At 62.9% G+C, this 1220-nt stretch carries 1 protein-coding gene and 1 pseudogene; both read right to left on the bottom strand.

All coding sequences use genetic code 11. From position 1 onward, the window contains the following. Positions 1–463 (bottom strand): annotated as a pseudogene (locus AiwAL_RS20235) (IS21 family transposase); the annotation flags it as partial. A gap of 288 nt (positions 464–751) precedes the next feature. Continuing rightward, positions 752–1153: a tyrosine-type recombinase/integrase gene (locus tag AiwAL_RS20230; RefSeq protein WP_316044813.1), complete on the bottom strand. Its 402-nt coding sequence runs from the start codon at positions 1151–1153 to the stop codon at positions 752–754. Positions 1154–1220: the final 67 nt, after the last annotated feature.

Genomic DNA, 1220 nt, shown 5'->3' with positions numbered 1-1220 from the left:
AGCGCATCGCGAACACCTGGACCTTGGTCCGCTCGCCGTCGAAATCGACCCAGGCTTCGTACCAATCGACCTGCGCCTCCTGGCCGAGCGCATAAGTTTGGGGCACGAAGGTCTCGCGCCGCACCAGTCCCATCTGGCGCTTGCGCTCGCGCACATGGTTGCGCACCGTCGATTCCGCGACCGAAGCGCCCGGAAACTCAATCAGAATCCGCCGGTAAATCCGCCGCGCCGTATGCCGCTGCTTGCGCGGTGCCCGCCGATCCGCCTCCAGAACACCATCAATGAACGCCACCACCCCATCCAGCTTCGGCTTCACCCGTGACGGATACTGATGCACAGGCGGCAACGCGCCCGCCAGCGCCTGGCGAACCATCCGCCGATGAACCCCAAATTTTGCCGCTACACCGGCAACCGTGCCGATCCCAAACTCATGCTCCCGACGGAGCTGCTCGAATAATTCCACTTTGGCTTTCCAATCCACGCGTGGCCCCCCGATCGTGCCGAGCGGACCGTAGGTTGAATGACGGGGGTGGGCCAAAATTCGCCATCACCGCTGGGCCAAAATTCAGTAGCAAAGCCACCGCGGGATGCGGTGCATGCATGGACGACGCGAATGCAGACCGCCGGCCTATCGAAAGATGGCTCAAGAACAATGCTCGCCCACATGCTGCACATCCAGGCGGAAACCTGGAGCCTCGACGATGCACTGCGCCTCTCCGCCTATGTCTGCCTCGGTGCTGCGGCCCTCGCGCTACTTGAACGCCGCGCGCCATCCATGGGGCACGTGCCGGTGGTGATACCCCGCTCGGTTGAGCAAATACCCCATCGCATTCTCAGACATTGGCTTGTGGCCGCTTCTGCCGTTCGGAAAGACGAAAGGCAGCCGCCCGGTAAGCGACCGCACGGCTTCGATCACTTCGACAGCCTGGCGCGCGAGGGGAACCGCATGGGGGCGCTTCATCTTCATCCGCTCGGCCGGGATCAGCCAGACAGGCGCGGCTTCGTGGAGCCCTTCGAATTCGTCCCATCGTGCGCCGCGCAGTTCTCCGGGCCGAACCGCCGTCAACGCGAGAAAGCGGATGGTGAACCGCGCCGGGAATCCTGGAGGCTCCAACTCTTGAGTAGGATGGAGCAATGGAAAAGCGGAAGACATCGAACAGATATTCACCTGAGGTCCGCGAACGCGCGGTGCGGATGGTGCTGGAGCATGGCAAGGATCA

Origin of the sequence: Acidiphilium sp. AL, from assembly GCF_025499445.1 — a bacterium.
Classification (GTDB): domain Bacteria; phylum Pseudomonadota; class Alphaproteobacteria; order Acetobacterales; family Acetobacteraceae; genus Acidiphilium; species Acidiphilium iwatense.
The sequence above is the reverse complement of the archived record's forward strand: the minus strand, read 5'-3'. Positions and strand labels throughout refer to the sequence as shown.

Coding starts and splice junctions, on each gene's coding strand:
- AiwAL_RS20230 (WP_316044813.1), bottom strand. CDS start 1,153: ATGTCTTCCGCTTTTCCATTGCTCCATCCTACTCAAGAGTTGGAGCCT.